General features: G+C 55.3%; 20 protein-coding genes. 16 read left to right on the top strand and 4 right to left on the bottom strand.

Going from position 1 to position 17,630, the window contains the following annotated elements; all coding sequences use genetic code 11:
- Positions 1–72 precede the first annotated feature (72 nt).
- On the top strand, positions 73–411 hold the full coding sequence (gene glnB / locus BN2591_RS08785; RefSeq protein ID WP_002438074.1) for a nitrogen regulatory protein P-II: 339 nt from the start codon (positions 73–75) through the stop codon (positions 409–411).
- Positions 412–448: 37 nt separating this feature from the next.
- Here the strand turns inward: glnB and hmpA are convergent, their stop codons facing one another.
- The gene (gene hmpA, locus BN2591_RS08790; protein WP_086870737.1) at positions 449–1,639 is read right to left on the bottom strand and encodes an NO-inducible flavohemoprotein; all 1,191 of its coding nucleotides are present in this window, start codon (positions 1,637–1,639) and stop codon (positions 449–451) included.
- Positions 1,640–1,955: 316 nt separating this feature from the next.
- On the opposite strand from hmpA, the gene glyA reads away from it, so the two are divergent.
- Entirely contained in the window at positions 1,956–3,209 is a 1,254-nt protein-coding gene (gene glyA / locus BN2591_RS08795) for a serine hydroxymethyltransferase (RefSeq protein ID WP_008502165.1), read from the top strand.
- 49 nt (positions 3,210–3,258) lie between these two features.
- Here the strand turns inward: glyA and BN2591_RS08800 are convergent, their stop codons facing one another.
- A complete protein-coding gene (locus tag BN2591_RS08800; RefSeq protein WP_086870739.1) occupies positions 3,259–4,128 on the bottom strand; it encodes a nickel/cobalt efflux protein RcnA in 870 nt (289 codons plus the stop codon).
- Positions 4,129–4,271: 143 nt separating this feature from the next.
- Between BN2591_RS08800 and rcnR the strand changes: the two genes are divergently transcribed.
- Together rcnR and BN2591_RS08810 are read left to right on the top strand one after the other, a co-directional pair.
- Positions 4,272–4,544 (top strand): Ni(II)/Co(II)-binding transcriptional repressor RcnR, encoded by a 273-nt coding sequence (gene rcnR, locus BN2591_RS08805; protein WP_017459019.1) that lies wholly within the window; start codon positions 4,272–4,274, stop codon positions 4,542–4,544.
- A gap of 127 nt (positions 4,545–4,671) precedes the next feature.
- Positions 4,672–5,814, top strand: a complete 1,143-nt coding sequence (locus BN2591_RS08810) for a 3-phenylpropionate MFS transporter (RefSeq protein WP_086870741.1) — start codon at positions 4,672–4,674, stop codon at positions 5,812–5,814.
- On the opposite strand, the gene csiE is transcribed toward BN2591_RS08810, so the two are convergent.
- Entirely contained in the window at positions 5,811–7,088 is a 1,278-nt protein-coding gene (csiE, locus tag BN2591_RS08815) for a stationary phase inducible protein CsiE (RefSeq protein WP_086870743.1), read from the bottom strand. The two genes, BN2591_RS08810 and csiE, sit on opposite strands and share 4 nt — an antisense overlap.
- A 124-nt stretch (positions 7,089–7,212) precedes the next feature.
- Here csiE and BN2591_RS08820 point away from each other — a divergent pair, with 124 nt between their 5' ends.
- Together BN2591_RS08820 and BN2591_RS08825 are read left to right on the top strand one after the other, a co-directional pair.
- Positions 7,213–7,851 (top strand): DUF1007 family protein, encoded by a 639-nt coding sequence (locus tag BN2591_RS08820; RefSeq protein ID WP_086870745.1) that lies wholly within the window; start codon positions 7,213–7,215, stop codon positions 7,849–7,851.
- The gene (locus BN2591_RS08825; RefSeq protein ID WP_086870747.1) at positions 7,842–8,822 is read left to right on the top strand and encodes a nickel/cobalt transporter; all 981 of its coding nucleotides are present in this window, start codon (positions 7,842–7,844) and stop codon (positions 8,820–8,822) included. The genes BN2591_RS08820 and BN2591_RS08825 overlap by 10 nt, the downstream gene beginning before the upstream one ends.
- 42 nt (positions 8,823–8,864) lie before the next feature.
- Here BN2591_RS08825 and suhB read toward each other — a convergent pair whose 3' ends face one another.
- Positions 8,865–9,668, bottom strand: a complete 804-nt coding sequence (gene suhB / locus BN2591_RS08830; RefSeq protein ID WP_086870749.1) for an inositol-1-monophosphatase — start codon at positions 9,666–9,668, stop codon at positions 8,865–8,867.
- Positions 9,669–9,785: 117 nt separating this feature from the next.
- On the opposite strand from suhB, the gene trmJ reads away from it, so the two are divergent.
- From trmJ to pepB, 10 genes are all read left to right on the top strand, one after another.
- Positions 9,786–10,517 carry a tRNA (cytosine(32)/uridine(32)-2'-O)-methyltransferase TrmJ gene (gene trmJ, locus BN2591_RS08835; RefSeq protein WP_086870752.1) on the top strand — a complete coding sequence of 244 codons (732 nt, stop codon included), beginning with the start codon at positions 9,786–9,788 and terminating at the stop codon, positions 10,515–10,517.
- A 189-nt stretch (positions 10,518–10,706) separates the two neighbouring features.
- On the top strand, positions 10,707–11,198 hold the full coding sequence (gene iscR / locus BN2591_RS08840; RefSeq protein ID WP_020454728.1) for a Fe-S cluster assembly transcriptional regulator IscR: 492 nt from the start codon (positions 10,707–10,709) through the stop codon (positions 11,196–11,198).
- Positions 11,199–11,317: 119 nt separating this feature from the next.
- A complete protein-coding gene (gene iscS / locus BN2591_RS08845; RefSeq protein WP_017459011.1) occupies positions 11,318–12,532 on the top strand; it encodes a cysteine desulfurase in 1,215 nt (404 codons plus the stop codon).
- Between the two features lie 26 nt (positions 12,533–12,558).
- Positions 12,559–12,942 carry a Fe-S cluster assembly scaffold IscU gene (gene iscU / locus BN2591_RS08850; protein WP_017459010.1) on the top strand — a complete coding sequence of 128 codons (384 nt, stop codon included), beginning with the start codon at positions 12,559–12,561 and terminating at the stop codon, positions 12,940–12,942.
- 17 nt (positions 12,943–12,959) lie between these two features.
- Positions 12,960–13,283 carry an iron-sulfur cluster assembly protein IscA gene (iscA, locus tag BN2591_RS08855; RefSeq protein WP_017459009.1) on the top strand — a complete coding sequence of 108 codons (324 nt, stop codon included), beginning with the start codon at positions 12,960–12,962 and terminating at the stop codon, positions 13,281–13,283.
- A 73-nt stretch (positions 13,284–13,356) separates the two neighbouring features.
- The gene (hscB, locus tag BN2591_RS08860; RefSeq protein WP_086870754.1) at positions 13,357–13,872 is read left to right on the top strand and encodes a co-chaperone HscB; all 516 of its coding nucleotides are present in this window, start codon (positions 13,357–13,359) and stop codon (positions 13,870–13,872) included.
- An 18-nt stretch (positions 13,873–13,890) separates the two neighbouring features.
- Positions 13,891–15,741, top strand: a complete 1,851-nt coding sequence (hscA, locus tag BN2591_RS08865) for a Fe-S protein assembly chaperone HscA (RefSeq protein ID WP_086870756.1) — start codon at positions 13,891–13,893, stop codon at positions 15,739–15,741.
- Between the two features lies 1 nt (position 15,742).
- Positions 15,743–16,078, top strand: coding sequence for an ISC system 2Fe-2S type ferredoxin (gene fdx / locus BN2591_RS08870; protein ID WP_017459006.1), 336 nt, complete (start codon positions 15,743–15,745; stop codon positions 16,076–16,078).
- A 1-nt stretch (position 16,079) separates the two neighbouring features.
- Positions 16,080–16,280, top strand: a complete 201-nt coding sequence (gene iscX / locus BN2591_RS08875; protein ID WP_007370809.1) for a Fe-S cluster assembly protein IscX — start codon at positions 16,080–16,082, stop codon at positions 16,278–16,280.
- Positions 16,281–16,340: 60 nt separating this feature from the next.
- The gene (pepB, locus tag BN2591_RS08880; protein WP_086870758.1) at positions 16,341–17,627 is read left to right on the top strand and encodes an aminopeptidase PepB; all 1,287 of its coding nucleotides are present in this window, start codon (positions 16,341–16,343) and stop codon (positions 17,625–17,627) included.
- Positions 17,628–17,630 lie beyond the last annotated feature (3 nt).

A 17,630-nucleotide genomic window follows, 5' to 3' on the forward strand; every position in this document is an offset into this window, starting at 1 on the left:
GCGAAATGATTATGGTACTGTGAGCAACCGATTACGATGCAGCAGACTGGCAAGAGCGTGTAAGGAACGACCATGAAAAAGATTGATGCGATTATTAAACCTTTCAAACTGGATGACGTACGTGAAGCGCTGGCTGAAGTCGGCATCACCGGGATGACGGTAACGGAAGTGAAAGGTTTTGGTCGCCAGAAAGGCCACACTGAACTTTACCGTGGCGCGGAGTATATGGTGGATTTTCTGCCGAAGGTGAAGATTGAAATTGTCGTGACTGACGACATCGTTGATACCTGCGTGGACACCATTATCCGTACTGCTCAGACCGGCAAGATCGGCGACGGTAAGATCTTCGTCTTTGATGTTGCGCGCGTAGTGCGTATCCGTACCGGTGAAGAAGACGACGCCGCAATCTGATGTTTTTCCCTCACCCCGCAGGGTGAGGGTATCTGTTTTACAACACTTTATGCGGGCCAAAGCATTCGTAATGAATGCTCTCTTTGTTCACACCAAGCGCGACCAGTTGTTGCGCGACAAACTGCATAAAACCGACCGGGCCGCAGAGATAAAACTGCATCGCCGGATCGCTGAACTTCCCTTCCAGCGCGCGCAAATCCATCAACCCTTCACTGTGATAGCGACCGCTGTTCACCTCAGCTGTCGCAGGCTGTTGATACCAGACATGCTGGTAAAAATGGTTCAGTGAAGCACCCAGTTTGCTCACTTCATCGGCAAAGGCATGCACCTCGCCATTCATCGCGGCGTGGAACCAGTTTACCTGCGCAGCATGTTGTGATTTGGAAAGGCTGTCGAGCATTGCCAGCATCGGTGTCTGACCGACACCCGCGGAGATCAGCGTGACCGGCGTGCTGCTCTGCACATCAAGAAAGAAATCCCCGGCAGGCGCAGCAAGATGCACAACATCGCCCACTTTCGCACTGTTATGCAGCCAGTTAGAGACCTGGCCACCCGCTTCGCGTTTTACCGCGATACGGTAGCTTTTGCCGTCAGGCTGGCGGGTCAGGGAATACTGGCGGATCTCCTGATTGGCGAAACCTTCTGGTTTCAGCCAGACACCAAGATATTGCCCCGGTTGATAAGCGGCGACTGGCTGGCCGTCGACCGGTTCGAATTCAAAGCTTGTGATAAGTGCGCTCTGCGGTTTTTTCTCTACCAGGCGGAACGCGCGCGTGCCTTGCCAGCCGCCTGCTTTTTCCGCGTGTTCGCTGTAGATTTGCGCTTCACGGTTGATAAAGACGCCCGCCAGGACGCCATAGGCTTTTCCCCAGGCGTCTAACACTTCTTGCCCCGGGCTGAACATCTCATCCAGCGTCGCCAGCAGGTGTGTACCCACAATATTGTACTGCTCCGGCTGGATCTGAAAACTGGTGTGCTTCTGGGCGATTTTCTCAACCGCCGGCAGCAGTGCGGCAAGATTATCAATATTGCTGGCGTAAGCGGCGATGGCGTTGAACAGCGCTTCACGCTGATCGCCGTTGCGCTGATTGCTCATATTGAAAATCTCTTTCAGCTCCGGGTTGTGAGTGAACATCCGGTCATAAAAATGGGCGGTGAGTTTTGGTCCGGTTGCTGCCAGCAGGGGTAGGGTGGATTTGACCGTAGCGATGGTTTGGGCGTCGAGCATGATGGCTTCCTTTTTTGCAGATTATTTAAAGTTGTATTTTAAATGCATCTTATAGCGCAGCGACCTGGCTTGTAAAGAGCGGGCAAGGTAAAGGGATTTACATCGTGAATATGTTGCATCACAAACCTGAAAAGAAATCCGCTTTAACAGGGAAGTGCGTTATCGCTCAAACCCTTGTCTGACGCGGAGCCAATCGTTTGCGTAAAAACCTTTGTCAAGACCTGTTATCAGAATATTAATCAGTTATACTGTGGGCCGTTCCCCAAATTTGGGCCCTCATTTAGAGTTGTTTTGTTAGCTGAGTCAGGAGATGCGGATGTTAAAGCGTGAAATGAACATTGCCGATTATGATGCCGAACTGTGGCAGGCTATGGAGCAGGAAAAAGTACGTCAGGAAGAACACATTGAACTGATCGCCTCCGAAAACTACACCAGCCCGCGTGTAATGCAGGCTCAGGGTTCTCAGCTGACGAACAAATACGCCGAAGGCTACCCGGGCAAACGCTACTACGGCGGTTGCGAGTATGTGGATATCGTGGAGCAACTGGCGATTGATCGCGCGAAAGAACTGTTTGGCGCTGATTACGCTAACGTGCAACCGCACTCCGGCTCGCAGGCGAACTTCGCGGTCTACACTGCGCTGCTGCAACCGGGTGATACCGTTCTGGGTATGAACCTGGCGCAGGGCGGCCACCTGACTCACGGCTCCCCGGTTAACTTCTCTGGCAAACTGTACAACATCATCCCTTACGGTATTGATGAGTCCGGTAAGATTGATTACGAAGACATGGCGAAGCAGGCGAAAGAGCATAAACCGAAGATGATCATCGGTGGTTTCTCTGCTTACTCCGGTATCGTTGACTGGGCGAAAATGCGCGAAATCGCCGACAGCATCGGTGCTTACCTGTTCGTTGACATGGCACACGTTGCGGGTCTGATCGCCGCCGGTGTTTACCCGAACCCGGTTCCGCACGCACATGTTGTGACCACCACCACCCACAAAACCCTGGCAGGCCCGCGCGGCGGTCTGATCCTGGCGAAAGGCGGTGACGAAGAGCTGTACAAAAAACTGAACTCCGCCGTTTTCCCAAGCGCGCAGGGCGGCCCGTTGATGCACGTTATCGCGGCAAAAGCGGTGGCACTGAAAGAAGCGATGGAGCCAGAGTTTAAAGTTTACCAACAGCAGGTTGCCAAAAATGCCAAAGCGATGGTGGAAGTGTTCCTGAACCGTGGCTACAAAGTGGTGTCTGGCGGTACTGAAAACCACCTGTTCCTGCTGGATCTGGTAGACAAAAACCTGACCGGTAAAGAAGCGGATGCTGCGCTGGGTCGTGCAAACATCACGGTGAACAAAAACAGCGTGCCGAACGATCCGAAGAGCCCGTTTGTCACTTCCGGTATCCGTATCGGTAGCCCGGCTGTGACCCGTCGTGGCTTTAAAGAAGCGGAAGTGAAGGAGCTGGCTGGCTGGATGTGTGACGTGCTGGACAACATCAATGACGAAGCGGTTATCGAGCGCGTCAAAGGTAAAGTTCTGGATATCTGCGCCCGTTTCCCGGTTTACGCGTAAGTGTAGCCCGACAAAAAAACCCGCCTTGTGCGGGTTTTTTTATGCCTGATTATTGCAGCCCGGTGTATCCGTGGATGCCCATATAAACGCCAACAAGGGCGATAAGCGCGCTGGAGAAATAGGGTGCCTTACGTGCCAGCGTATTGAACCCGGACCAGCGTTTTGCCGCTTGCTGGACGCTGATTGCCGCGCCAACGCCAACCGCGACCAGTGTGAGGGCAAGCCCGATACTGAAAGAGACCACTAACGTTGCGCCCAGCGTGATGGCTTTTAACTGAATACAGATCAGCAAAATAGTGATCGCCGCCGGGCAGGGGATAAGCCCGCCGGTTAAACCGAATAGCAGGATCTGACCGTTCGTCACCTCGCCGCCGGTAAAACGGCGCTCGATATCCCGCGCGTGCGCCCGCTCATGCGCATCCTGGTACTCCTCTTCTTTGGTCATTTTACGCAGCGACAGAATGGTTGGTTGTGCGTTGACACGCACCGGTTGTAGCGGCTGAAGCACCAGGCCTGGAGCACGGTGCGCGTGGCCGTGGTCATGTTCATGGTGATGATGATGCCCGGCGTGCCACGAACGTTCACCTTGCCAGGTACGGAGAAACATCCACACAGCGGTCGCAAAAATGATCGCCGCAGACACCATTTGCAGCCAGGGTTCAACGGCTTGGGCGGTGAACTGGCTGCTGAGATACATGCCGCCGAGCGCAATCAGCCACACTACCACCGTGTGCGATAGCGTTGCGGCGAGACCCAGCATCACGGCCTGTTTCACTGTGCCTTTGATAGCGATAATAAATGCCGCCATCATTGTTTTAGAGTGCCCCGGTTCGAGGCCGTGCAGCGCGCCGAGCAGGATGGCGCTCGGAATAAAAAACCAGGCGTTCCCTTGCTGAAAAAGCGTGGTGAAGTCATTCATGAGAATAATTCTCGGTAAAAATTTGTGCGCTCAAATCTACTCCCCCCCAGTAGTAAATACTACCCCCCAGTAGAAATAAACTCCCCCCCAGTTGATGCATGTTATGCTAAGGTTCGTTTAAGCACGGTCGATTTGAGGTCTGTATGTCGCATACCATCCGGGACAAGAAAAAGTTAAAAGCGCGGGCGAGCAAAATAGAAGGCCAGGTTGCCGCGCTGAAAAAAATGCTTGATGAGCCGCATGAATGCGCTCAGGTTTTGCAGCAAATCGCGGCGATCCGCGGCGCGGTAAACGGCTTAATGCGCGAAGTAATTAAAGGCCATCTGACCGATCATATCGTGCATGAGAACGACGAAATTAAGCGTGAAGCGGATCTGGATGTGGTGCTGAGCGTGCTGGATTCTTATATTCGCTAAGCAACCGTGAGCAACCCGGAGGCTGATATTCGCCTGCAAACGTTGGGCAAGCGCATGTGTTGCCTGATTGTTACTTGCCAGCCCTGTTATTTATCGCCAGACTATCGCCTCCATTCAGGAGGAAATCATGGTCTTGCAGTCCACGCGCTGGCTGGCGCTCGCTTATTTCACCTATTTTTTTAGCTACGGCATCTTCTTACCTTTCTGGAGCGTCTGGCTCAAAGGCGTGGGGCTGACCCCCGAAATCATCGGGATGTTGCTCGGCGCAGGTCTTGTCGCCCGCTTTCTTGGCAGCCTTTTCATCGCCCCGCGCGTGAGTGATCCTTCCCGCTTGATTACGGCTTTGCGCGTGCTGGCGCTGGCAACGTTGCTGTTTGCGCTGGCATTTTATGCCGGAACGCATGTGGCGTGGCTGGCGGTCATTATCATTGGTTTTAACCTCTTTTTTTCGCCGCTGGTGCCGCTCACCGATGCGCTGGCGGGTACCTGGCAAAAACAGTTCCCGATGGACTACGGACGCGTGCGGCTGTGGGGATCGATTGCTTTTGTGATTGGTTCGGCGTTAACCGGCAAACTGGTGAGCCTGTTTGATTACCAGGCGATTCTGGTGTTGCTGACGCTGGGCGCGGCATCCATGTTGTTGGGGATGCTGCTGCGTCCTTCCATTTTGCCGCAGGGTGAAAATCGCCAGCAGGACGGCGCAGGCTGGCAGGCGTGGCGGGCACTGATTGTGCAGAACTGGCGTTTCCTCGCCTGTGTGTCGCTGCTGCAGGGCGCACATGCTGCCTATTACGGCTTCAGCGCCATTTACTGGCAGTCGGCGGGGTATTCTGCTTCAACGGTGGGATATCTGTGGTCGTTAGGCGTGGTGGCGGAAGTGGTAATTTTCGCGCTCAGTAACCGTCTGTTCCGTCGCTTCAGCGCGCGCGATCTGCTGCTGCTTTCCGCCGTTTGCGGGCTGGTGCGCTGGAGCCTGATGGGCTGGACGACCACGCTCCCGTGGCTGATTATTGCCCAGATCCTGCACTGCGGTACGTTCACCGTGTGCCATCTTGCCGCGATGCGCTATATCTCGGCGCGGCAGGGCAGTGAAGTCATCCGCTTACAAGCAGTCTATTCAGCGGTAGCCATGGGCGGCAGTATCGCGCTGATGACCATGATCGCCGGTTTCCTGTTTGAACATCTGCATCAGGGGCTGTTTTTTGTCATGGCGGTGTTGGCCATTCCGGCACTGTTCCTGCGCCCGAAAGTCGCAGTGCAGACCCGCTAACTCTCCAGCATGTCGCGGATATGCCGCTGCTGTTGCCCGCTCAGCGGCCCATCGGTATGAATCAACGGTGGTGAGAACAGCGGCAGCGGCGTCGTGTAAGGCGTGATAATCAACGTCACGTCCTTCGGCGCGCCACCGTCGCGGAACTCCTTAAGCGGCAGATAGCGGATATTGAGCGGCAGCAGCGTTAATTCGCGCAGTTGCTGCTCAATCTGTTGTTCGCGCGTACTGTCTTCGCCAGTAATCAACACGACTTGTTTCTCATGCAGATCGCTGTCCTGCATCAGCCAGGCACCGAAAATCACCGCCACCAGCCCCGCTTCTTCATCGCTGAAGCGCAAATCGTACTCGTCTTCCAGCTCCTGCAATGCATCGCGGGTGGTTCGCATCAGGCGCGGGTAAAGCTGGTTGATCTCTGCGGGCAGGCTGTTATCAATACCAATGCCGAACAAGCTGCGATCCAGCGCCTGGGCAATATGAACATAGAGCTGGGCGCTTAAGCCCTGCTCATCGCTGAAACGCAACCCTGCCAGAGCGTGAAAGCGGGCAATCATCCGACGGATGGCTTTTTGCAGACGGCGATCCTGGTGTTGCTGGTCACGCAGCGGATCGGGCGTGCGAACCAGCATAAACAGCAACGATAAAAACAGGTGCTCATTCTGCTGCGGAGAGTCGACAACACGGCGCTGCCAGTGCCGCACAATCTCCTGCGCCACCTGATACTCGGCGCGCATTCTCGCCCACTCTTGCTGAACCGGGTTAAATTCCGGTGTATGTCCATGGTGATGTTGCAGTAAACAATATTGCAAATAGAGACGCAGAAATTGCATATCCCGGCATTCAAAGACGCGCTGCAGGCGGCGCGAACAGAGATTAATTAACGCCAGCAGGTTCGTGTCGTCGTATAACGTTCGGGCAATACCTTGCTGTTTAAGCGCCGTTTTTAACGCCGGGGTAAACTGTTGCGTGATAAATTGCGGGCACAGCCGCAGCGCACGGCGAAGCCAGTGCAACAGGCATAAACGTTGATCGAGTGGTGCGCCCTCAATCCGAAAGCCGCCGTTAGGGTGGGGAACGATAGAGAGCCGGTGGTAGCGCTGAATTTCACTTTCCGTTTCAGCAATATCCAGGCGAGCCACGGCATCGTCCACTCCATTCATAGCGCTGATATGTTCCATGGTGACGTGTTGCCCCGGCAAGGCGAGCATCAAAAGCACCTGGCAGCGGCGCTGCGGACTGGAGAGCGCAGATGGCGGTGTCATTACAATTGTCATCTGTCAGGTTCCAGTTAGGGTTTTTGATAAGCGTAGTTAAAGGTATGCTCAGCGATAGCGCAGCGGCAGCTCTTTCATTCAGGATTGCCGGGGAGCATCACAGAATTTTTCTCGTGGGGAAGACATGCAAGCAGTTAAACAATGCGCAAGTGGCCTGTTTCTCGCGCTTTTATCATTTTCAGTGGTGGCGCATCCGCACAGTTTTATCCGCATGAAAACGCAAGTGCTGATCGAAAATGGGCAGTTCACCGGGCTGAAAATGCGCTGGACGATGGATGAGATCACCTCAGCGGATCTGCTGTATGACGCGGGCAATGCAAAACCCGGCGATGAGATCTGGAAAAAACTGGCGGCAGAGGTGATGGCAAACGTACTGGGTCAACACTATTTCACCGAAGTCTGGCACCACGGGCAGAAAGTGAAGTTTCTTAACCGACCTACGGAATATGGCATGGAACAGGTCGCGCACCAGGCGGTGCTGACGTTTATTTTGCCGCTCGCCGAACCGCAGCCGCTCGGCGGTCAGCAGTATACTTTTTCAACCTTTGACCCCACCTATTTCGTCGACATGAGTTACACAAAAGCGAGCGATGCGACATTGCCTTCCGCCGCGCCGCAGGGCTGCAAACTGGCGGTACAAACGCCCAAACCTGGCGAAGAGGTGCTGAATTATGCTCAATCGCTGGATAAAGCCGATGCGCCAGCGGAAGATATGCAACTTGGTAAACAATTTGCCCAGACGGTGACGCTGACATGTCCGTGATGATGAGCGCTGCGGCGCGAAAACGACGCTTATTGCACTGGTGGCCGCTGGTGCTTTTTATGGTATGCGCGCTGGCAGCCGCGTTGTGGCTGTGGCAGATCTGGCCGCAGGTGATGGTGAAAAGCGTTATCTGGCAGCGCGATGTGAATATGAAAATGAGCAGCTTGCTGAAAGCGGTGGTGGAAAACCCGCATCAGGCTGGTGGGGCGCTACTGCTGTTCAGTTTTGTCTATGGTGTGCTGCATGCGCTTGGGCCGGGGCACGGCAAAGTGGTGATCGCCACCTGGCTTGCTACGCATCCGTCAAAACTGAAACCGGCGATTGGCTTAACGCTGGCCTCTTCGTTATTGCAGGGGCTGGTGGCGATTGCGCTGGTGGTGGTTGTGCTGAGTATTCTGGCACTGCCTGCGCGGCAACTGCATTTAAGCGGTTACTGGCTGGAGAAGGGCAGTTATTTACTGGTAGGTGTGCTGGGCGTGCTTTTGTGCTGGCGAGCGTTGAAAAAGCTGCGCGCGCTGCTTCGTGCGCCTAAATTCCGCGCGTTCACGCCACATCATGAACATCATGCCAACTGTGGCTGCGGTCATCAGCATCTCCCGACGTCAGCGCAACTGCAGAACGGTGAGGACTGGCGCGCACGGCTGATGATTATTTTGTCGATGGGGATGCGCCCCTGTTCCGGCGCTATCATGGTGCTGCTGTTCAGTAAAGTGATTGGCGTGTTTAGCTGGGGTGTGGCATCCGCGCTGGCAATGGCGGTCGGAACGTCACTGACTATCAGCTCGCTGGCGCTGCTGGTTCATGGCTTTCGCCAACTGGCAGTGAAATTAAGCGGGGAGCGTGCGCCGGTATTGTGGCGGCAGGTTGGCTGGACCACGCTGGCGCTGGCCGGTGGCGTGTTGTTGGTTAGCGCGTCGGTAGTGATGTGGGTCAGTGCGTTACCGCCGGGCGGCGGATTACGGCCATTTTGATTGTGCCCGGTGGTGGCGAACCAGCGCCGGGCACCGCCAGACTTAGCGTTTCAGCGCGTCGCTCAGCTCGTCACGCATATTCGCCAGCATCGCTTTCACCACGCGCGGGTTACCCGCCACGATGTTGCCGGTCATCATATAGTTGTGACCACCGGTGAAATCACATACCAGGCCGCCAGCTTCACGTACCAGCAGTTCACCGGCTGCGAAATCCCACGGTTTCAGCGCGATTTCGAAGAAACCATCCACGCGACCAGCGGCAACGTAAGCCAGATCAAGCGCAGCGGAACCCGTGCGGCGGAAGTCCGCGCATTCGGTGAACAGTTTGCCCACGATGTTGATGTAGGTAGTGGCGTGTTGTTTGGCTTTGAACGGGAAACCGGTCGCCAGAATGGTGCCATCCAGATCGCGAGCTGTGCTGCCGCGCAGGCGGTAGCCGTTCAGCTGTGCGCCCTGGCCGCGAGTGGCGGTGAACAGTTCGTTACGCATCGGATCGTAAACCACCGCGACTTCAGTGCGGCCTTTGATACGAACGGCGATGGATACCGCGAAATGCGGCAGGCGTTTAACGAAGTTGGTGGTGCCATCCAGTGGATCGATAACCCATTGCACATCCTGGTCAGTGCCTTCGTGCTCACCACTCTCTTCAGTGATGATGGTGTGTTGCGGGTAAGATTTGCGGATTGTTTCGATAATCAGCGCTTCGGCTGCTTTATCAATGTTGGTCACGAAATCATTGCTGCCTTTCTGGCTGGTTTCTACGGTGTCTGGCGTTTCGTAGTTTTTGGCAATTAAATTACCCGCCTTGCGCGCAGCACGCACGGCGATGTTCAGCATCGGATGCATCGGTCTCTCTCACTGGATGTTAAAGAACGGAAAACGGCGCATATCATAGCAGCGAATTCGGATTATGTCTTTGCTTTATGATAATATGCGCGAATATTCTTTAGCCGTTGAAAATCTATGCTGCAAAATATTCGAATCGTACTGGTGGAAACCTCCCACACCGGCAACATGGGCTCTGTTGCTCGTGCAATGAAAACAATGGGTTTGACGAATCTCTGGCTGGTGAACCCGCTGGTAAAACCGGATTCACAGGCTATCGCGCTGGCCGCGGGTGCCAGCGATGTGATTGGCAATGCGCACATCGTCGACACGCTTGATGAAGCGCTCGCCGGTTGCAGCCTGGTTGTCGGCACCAGTGCGCGTTCCCGCACGCTGCCGTGGCCGATGCTCGATCCGCGTGAATGCGGGCTGAAAAGCGTTGCCGAAGCGGAACATGCGCCGGTCGCACTGGTGTTTGGTCGCGAACGCGTTGGCCTGACTAATGATGAACTGCAAAAGTGTCATTATCACGTGGCGATTGCCGCCAACCCGGAATACAGCTCGCTGAACCTGGCGATGGCGGTTCAGGTTATTGCTTATGAAGTGCGTATGGCGTGGCTGGCCGCACAAGAGAGCAGTGCCCCGGCGGTTGAGCATGAAGAGACGCCGTACCCGCTGGTCGACGATCTGGAGCGTTTTTACGGGCATCTGGAGCAAACCCTGCTGGCAACTGGTTTTATTCGTGAAAACCACCCCGGCCAGGTGATGAATAAATTGCGTCGTCTGTTCACCCGCGCGCGTCCGGAAAGTCAGGAGCTTAATATCCTGCGCGGCATTCTTGCGTCCATCGAACAGAAGCATAAAGAGTAACGCGCGAGGCCGGGAAAATGCCCTTTTTCGGCCTAACTCTATGAAAGCACTAAACGACAAATACCTGACTAAAACAGTCAACTAAATAGTTGACCAATTTAGTCGGGAATGTCAGACTTGCGTCTGCTATGCAACATTAACATATTAATAATACACCCCGGGCAGGGGCGAGTTTGAGGCTTGTAAGACATGAGACTGACATCTAAAGGGCGTTATGCCGTGACCGCAATGCTGGACGTTGCACTCAACTCCGAAGCGGGCCCGGTTCCGTTGGCTGATATTTCCGAGCGTCAGGGAATTTCCCTCTCCTACCTGGAGCAGCTGTTCTCCCGCCTGCGTAAAAATGGCTTAGTCGCCAGCGTACGTGGCCCGGGCGGTGGTTACCTGCTGGGTAAAGACGCAAATACCATTGCTGTTGGTGAAGTGATTAGCGCGGTTGACGAATCCGTAGACGCAACCCGCTGCCAGGGTAAAAGCGGCTGCCAGGGGGGCGATAAGTGCCTGACCCATGCGCTGTGGCGCGATCTGAGCGACCGTCTGACCGGTTTCTTAAACAACATCACGCTGGGCGAACTGGTGAATAACCAGGAAATCCTTGATGTGTCCGACCGTCAGCACAGTAACGAATCCCATCGCACCACCCGTGCTCAAGACGCTATCGACGTCAAACTGCGCGCATAATAAAAAAACAGAATTCAGAATCGGGCCAGGGCACAAAACCGTGCCCTGTTAACGCGGTCGTACATCCAGCCGGTTGCCTGATTCCTTGCATTAGAGCGATGTACGGAGTTTAAAGATCAATGAAATTACCGATTTATCTCGATTACTCCGCAACCACGCCGGTGGATCCGCGTGTTGCCGAGAAAATGATGCAGTTTCTGACCCTGGACGGGACCTTTGGTAACCCTGCTTCCCGTTCTCACCGTTTTGGCTGGCAAGCTGAAGAAGCCGTTGATATCGCCCGTAACCAGATCGCAGAACTGGTTGGCGCGGATCCGCGTGAAATCGTCTTCACTTCCGGTGCAACCGAATCCGATAACCTGGCGATCAAAGGTGCAGCCAACTTTTATCAGAAAAAAGGCAAGCACATTATCACCAGCAAAACCGAACACAAAGCCGTGCTGGACACCTGTCGTCAACTGGAGCGCGAAGGTTTCGAAGTGACCTATCTCGCCCCGCAGAGCAACGGCATTATCGACCTGAAAGAGCTGGAAGCGGCGATGCGTGAAGACACCATCCTCGTTTCCATCATGCACGTGAATAACGAAATCGGCGTGGTGCAGGATATCGCGGCAATCGGTGAAATGTGCCGTGCGCGCGGCATTATCTATCACGTTGACGCTACCCAGAGCGTGGGCAAACTGCCTATCGACCTGAGCCAGTTGAAAGTGGATCTGATGTCCTTCTCCGGCCATAAAATTTATGGGCCGAAAGGCATCGGCGCGCTGTATGTGCAGCGTAAACCGCGTGTGCGTATCGAAGCGCAGATGCACGGCGGCGGTCATGAGCGCGGCATGCGTTCCGGTACTCTGCCTGTTCACCAGATCGTCGGCATGGGCGAAGCGTACCGCATCGCGAAAGAAGAGATGGCCAGCGAAATGGAACGTCTGCGTGGCCTGCGTAGCCGTCTGTGGAACGGCATCAACGATATCGAAGAAGTTTATCTGAACGGCGATCTCGAACACGGCGCACCGAACATCCTCAACGTCAGCTTTAACTACGTTGAAGGCGAGTCGCTGATCATGGCGCTGAAAGATCTGGCTGTATCCTCCGGCTCTGCTTGTACCTCTGCAAGCCTGGAACCGTCCTACGTGCTGCGCGCACTGGGCATGAATGATGAGCTGGCACACAGCTCCATCCGTTTCTCTTTAGGTCGTTTCACCACCGAAGAAGAAATTGACTACACCATCGCGCTGGTACGTAAATCCATCGGCCGTCTGCGTGAACTCTCTCCGCTGTGGGAAATGTTCAAACAGGGCGTGGATTTGACCACCATCGAATGGGCTCATCATTAATTGTTGCGCAAGCAGGAGAAGAAAAAATGGCTTATAGCGAAAAAGTAATCGATCACTACGAAAACCCGCGCAACGTTGGCTCGTTCGACAACGACGACACCGTAGGAAGCGGCATGGTTGGCGCACCGGCGTGCGGCGACGTGATGAAACTGCAGATCAAAGTAAACGATAAAGGCATTATCGAAGACGCGCGTTTCAAAACTTACGGCTGTGGTTCCGCAATCGCTTCCAGCTCACTGGTTACCGAGTGGGTGAAAGGCAAGTCTCTGGACGAAGCGCAGGCAATCAAGAACACCGATATCGCCGAAGAGCTGGAACTGCCGCCGGTGAAAATCCACTGTTCAATCCTGGCGGAAGATGCGATCAAAGCCGCGATTGCGGATTACAAAAGTAAACAAGAAGCGAAATAAGGCGGGAGGTTGTTGTCATGTCCATTAGCCTGAGCGACAGTGCTGCCGCGCGAGTCAATACCTTCCTGGCCAACCGTGGTAAAGGGTTTGGTCTGCGTCTGGGGGTAAGAACCTCCGGCTGTTCTGGTATGGCTTATGTCCTTGAATTTGTCGACGCGCCGAACGAAGAAGACACGGTGTTTGAAGACAAAGGCGTGAAGGTAGTGGTTGACGGCAAAAGCCTGCAATTCCTTGACGGCACTCAACTGGACTTCGTAAAAGAAGGCCTGAACGAAGGGTTTAAATTCACCAACCCGAACGTCAAAGACGAGTGCGGTTGCGGCGAAAGCTTCAACGTTTAATCGCCATCATCCGATGACCCCACCGCAGCGTCCTGCGTGTGGGGTCTGTTTCGATTGCACACCCGGAATTGTTATGGATTACTTCACCCTCTTTGGGTTGCCGGCCGACTATCAGCTTGATGTCCAGGCGCTGGCGACACGTTTCCAGGATCTGCAACGTCAGTTCCATCCCGACCGCTTCGCGAGCCGCCCTCAGGCGGAACAACTGGCTGCCGTCCAGCAATCCGCTACCATTAACCAGGCATGGCAAACGCTGCGCAACCCGCTAACGCGCGCAGAATATCTGCTGTCGTTGCACGGTTTTGATTTGGCCTCCGAGCAGCACACGGTGCGCGATACCGCTTTCCTGATGGAACAACTTGAGCTGCGTGAAGAGCTGGACGAGATTGAAAAAGCGCAAGACGCAACCCGTCTGGACGCATTTCAACAGCGTGTGAAAGGGATGTATGACACGCGCCATCGGCAAATGGTGGAGCAATTAGCCAGCCAGACGTGGGACGCGGCGGCGGATACCGTGCGTAAACTGCGTTTTCTCGATAAACTGCGCAGCGCAACAGAACAACTCGAAGAAAAACTGCTCGGTTTTTAATTTTTTTGGAAGCACATCATGGCCTTATTACAAATCAGTGAACCCGGTCTGAGCGCTGCGCCGCACCAGCGTCGTCTGGCGGCGGGTATCGACCTCGGCACCACCAATTCATTGGTTGCCACCGTGCGCAGCGGGCAGGCGGAGACGCTGGCCGACAGCGCCGGACGTCACCTGCTCCCTTCGGTGGTTAACTACCAGGCCGACAGCCATGTTGTCGGTTATGACGCCCGTACCAACGCTGCGCTGGACTCCGTAAACACCATCAGTTCGGTGAAACGCCTGATGGGGCGCAGCCTGGCCGACATTCAGGCGCGTTACCCGCACCTGCCGTGGCAGTTCCAGCCCAGTGAAAATGGTCTGCCGATGATTGTCACGCGTGGCGGTCTGGTTAACCCGATTCGCGTCTCGGCGGATATTCTCAAAGCCCTTGCCGCTCGCGCGCAGGAGACCCTTTCCGGCGAGCTGGATGGCGTGGTGATCACGGTTCCTGCCTATTTTGATGACGCACAGCGACAGGGCACCAAAGATGCGGCGCGTCTGGCGGGCTTGCATGTGTTACGCCTGCTGAACGAACCGACCGCTGCGGCAATCGCCTACGGGCTGGACTCCGGCCAGGAGGGCGTGATTGCGGTTTACGATCTCGGCGGCGGTACCTTTGATATCTCGATTTTGCGCCTGAGCCGTGGCGTTTTCGAAGTGCTGGCGACCGGCGGTGATTCCGCACTCGGCGGCGACGATTTCGACCATCTGCTGGCGGATTTCATCTGTGAACAGGCGGGCATTACCGATCGCAGCGATGTACGTCAACAGCGCGAATTGCTGGATGCGGCGATTGCCGCAAAAATCGCCCTCAGCGATGCCGACAGCGTTACCGTGAATGTGGCAGGCTGGCAGGGGACTATCACACGTAGCCAGTTTGATGAATTGATTTCAACACTGGTTAAACGCACGCTGCTCTCTTGCCGTCGCGCGCTGAAAGATGCGGGTGTGGAAGCGCAAGAGGTGCTGGAAGTGGTGATGGTCGGCGGCTCAACGCGCGTGCCGCTGGTGCGCGAGCGGGTAGGCGAGTTCTTTGGCCGCACGCCGCTGACCTCGATTGACCCGGATAAAGTGGTGGCGATTGGCGCGGCAATCCAGGCGGATATCCTGGTGGGTAACAAGCCAGACAGCGAAATGCTGTTGCTGGACGTCATTCCACTCTCGCTGGGGCTGGAAACGATGGGTGGCCTCGTAGAAAAAGTGATCCCGCGTAACACCACTATTCCGGTGGCGCGCGCGCAGGAGTTCACCACATTTAAAGATGGCCAGACAGCAATGTCTATCCATGTGATGCAGGGTGAGCGTGAGCTGGTGGCCGACTGTCGTTCCCTGGCGCGTTTTGCCCTGCGCGGTATCCCGGCGATGCCGGCTGGCGGGGCGCATATTCGCGTCACTTTCCAGGTGGATGCCGACGGGTTGCTCAGCGTAACCGCGATGGAGAAATCCACCGGGGTGGAAGCCTCCATTCAGGTGAAACCGTCTTACGGTCTGACCGATGGCGAAATCGCCGACATGATTAAAGACTCCATGAGTTTCGCCGAGCAGGACGTGAAAGCGCGCATGCTGGCGGAGCAGAAAGTGGAAGCCGCGCGCGTGCTGGAAAGCCTTACCAGCGCGCTTGCCGCTGACGCCGCGCTGTTAAGCGCCGCAGAGCGTGCGGAGATCGACGACGCAGTCGCGCAGTTACGCGCTGTTGCCGACGGCGATGACACCGACGCGATAGAACAAGCCATTAAAAATGTAGATAAACAAACCCAGGAATTCGCCGCACGCCGTATGGATCAATCCGTACGTACCGCGCTGAAAGGCCATTCCGTCGACGAGGTTTAATATGCCTAAAATTGTTTTTCTGCCTCATCAGGATCTCTGTCCGGATGGCGCAGTTCTGGAAGCTAAGAGCGGTGAAACCATTCTTGATGTCGCCCTGCGCGGCGGGATTGAGATTGAGCATGCCTGCGAAAAATCCTGCGCCTGTACCACGTGTCACTGTGTGGTGCGTGAAGGTTTTGACTCGCTGCCGGAAAGCAGCGAAGAGGAAGACGACATGCTGGATAAAGCGTGGGGTCTGGAGCCGGAAAGCCGCTTAGGCTGCCAGGCGCGTGTTACCGATGAAGATCTGGTCGTTGAAATTCCTCGCTACACCATCAACCACGCGCGGGAGCACTAATATGGGGCTGAAATGGACCGATAGCCGTGAAATCGGCGAGGCGCTGTACGACAGCCGCCCGGATGTGGATCCGAAAACCGTGCGTTTCACCGATATGCACCAGTGGATTTGCGAGCTGGAAGAGTTTGACGATGATCCGAATGCATCGAATGAAAAAATTCTCGAAGCGATTCTGCTAGTCTGGTTAGACGAAGCATCGTAATCATCAAACGGGCTGCCTTCGGGCGGCCCGTTTTCATGAACAGCCATAAGGATAAAAATAATGACAGAAGCTATGAAAATTACGCTGACAACGCAAAGCGCCGACGCGCGCTGGGGTGAGAAAGCCGCTTACAGCATCAATAACGACGGCATCGCACTGCATCTGACCGGGAAAGATGACGTAGGCCTGATCCAACGCGCCGCACGTAAAATCGACGGCATGGGCATCAAACATGTTGCCCTGAGCGGCGAAGGCTGGGACGCGGATCGCAGCTGGGCGTTCTGGGCCGGTTATAAAGGGCCAAAAGGCACGCGCAAAGTGGAATGGGCGCAGCTTAACGACGCCGAGCAAAAAGAGCTGGATAGCCGCCTGCTGGTCATCGACTGGGTACGCGATACCATCAATGCCCCGGCAGAAGAGCTGGGGCCGGAACAACTGGCACAACGCGCGGTCGATCTGTTGCATAAAGTCGGCGGCGACAATGTCTCTTATCGCATCACCAAAGGTGAAGATCTGCGCGAGCAGAACTATCTCGGTCTGCATACGGTTGGCCGTGGTTCCGAACGCCCGCCGGTACTGCTGGCGCTGGATTTCAACCCGACCGGTAACCCGGATGCGCCGGTTTATGCCGCGCTGGTGGGTAAAGGCATTACCTTCGATTCCGGCGGTTACAGCATTAAGCCGACTTCCTCAATGGATTCAATGAAGTCCGACATGGGCGGCGCAGCGCTGGTAACCGGTGCACTGGCATTTGCCATCCATCGTGGGCTGGATAAACGCATCAAACTGTACCTGTGCTGTGCGGATAACCTGATTAGTGGCAACGCCTTCAAACTGGGCGATATCATCCGTTATCGTAACGGTAAAACCGTAGAAATTATGAATACCGATGCGGAAGGACGCCTGGTGCTGGCGGATGGTCTGATCGACGCCTCTGCGCAGAAACCGCAGCTGATTATTGATGCGGCAACGCTGACCGGCGCGGCGAAAACCGCACTGGGCAATGATTATCATGCGCTGTTCAGCTTTGACGATGCGCTTGCCGGGCGTTTGCTCGACAGCGCAAGCGCGGAAAACGAACCGTTCTGGCGCTTGCCGCTGGCCGAATTCCATCGCAATCAACTGCCGTCTAACTTTGCGGAACTGAACAACACCGCAGGGGGTTCATTCCCGGCGGGAGCAAGCACGGCAGCCGGTTTCCTGTCGCACTTTGTTGAAAACTACCAGCAGGGCTGGCTGCACATCGACTGTTCAGCAACCTATCGTAAAGCGGCGGTTGAGCAGTGGGCGGCGGGAGCGACCGGCCTTGGCGTACGTACCCTGGCGAATCTGTTAACCGCGAAGTAATTT

Origin of the sequence: Kosakonia pseudosacchari (genome assembly GCF_900184035.1) — a bacterium.
GTDB classification, from domain to species: domain Bacteria; phylum Pseudomonadota; class Gammaproteobacteria; order Enterobacterales; family Enterobacteriaceae; genus Kosakonia; species Kosakonia pseudosacchari.